This window comes from Candidatus Magnetaquicoccus inordinatus (assembly GCF_004217665.1).
GTDB classification, from domain to species: Bacteria; Pseudomonadota; Magnetococcia; order Magnetococcales; family Magnetaquicoccaceae; genus Magnetaquicoccus; species Magnetaquicoccus inordinatus.
This window is the reverse complement of the sequence record NZ_RXIU01000512.1, coordinates 1-1,111: the sequence shown is the minus strand read 5'-3', so window position 1 is coordinate 1,111 and position 1,111 is coordinate 1. Positions and strand designations below refer to the sequence as shown.

Genomic DNA, 1,111 nt, shown 5'->3' with positions numbered 1-1,111 from the left:
CTCGGCTGTGGGCAATCTCCAGGAGATGCGTTTGGGAGCGCGCAGCGATAATCAGGGTTACATGAAAGGAGCTGTGGACGAACTGCGCATTTGGAACAAGGCTCTGACCCAGACGGAAATCAACAATTATCGCACCATCTCCTTGACCGGCAATGAAGCCAATTTAATTGATTATTACAGCTTTGATGAAGGGCAGGGAACCACCAGTCGGGACTGGGCCAGCGGTAACAAAAGCATGACTCTGACCAATATGGCTACTCCAGCCAACAACTGGATCACCTCTGGTCTGCCGGTAACAGAGGATCCGACAAATACGGATAAGCTCTGGGTTTTGGAAGATGGACAACGATTGATTCAGGTCGGTGGGGCTTCTGATGCCGATTTGCCAAGCGCGCAGTGGAGTACTCTGCAATATCGGATTACCGATTTGCCGGATCATGGCAAGTTGTATCAATATAATGCCGGGGTCAAAGGGGCATTGATTGCCGAGTGGGATCTGCTCAGCGACAGCAACGGGCGCATGTTTTGGGAGCCAGATCTTAACTATAACGGCAGTGATGCACTGCAGGTAAAAGCCTGGGATGGCTCTTTTAATTCGCTTAGTGCCGTCACCTTGAATCTGACTGCGGATGCGGTCAACGATGCTCCGCTCAACACTGTTCCTGCGGCGCAAGCGCTTTATGAGGATGGTTCGTTGACCTTTAATGCCGGCAATCTGCTTGCGGTCAGCGATGTCGACGTCGGTGCCAATCCCGTCAAATTGACTTTGAGCGCCAGCAATGGTTTGTTGACTCTCAGCCAGACCACGGGATTGACCTTTACCACCGGTGATGGCACCGCCGATGCCAACATGACCTTTACTGGTACGGTGACCAATCTTAATGCCGCTTTGGCAGGGATGGTTTTTGTGCCCACTGCCAACTATTTTGGTAGCACCTCTTTGACCATCACCAGCAACGATCAAGGGGCAACGGGTAGTGGCGGGGCGCAAAGCGATAGCGATACGTTGACTATTACGGTGCTCGCCAAGGCCGATACCCCTTCGGTTACCAACTCCACAACCACAGAAAACACCCAGACCAACTCCGGTCTCTCCATCACCCGTCATGCT

At 52.5% G+C, this 1,111-nt stretch carries 1 pseudogene; it reads left to right on the top strand.

Going from position 1 to position 1,111, the window contains the following annotated elements:
• A pseudogene (locus EJP87_RS18235) lies at positions 1 to 1,111 on the top strand (hypothetical protein); the annotation flags it as partial.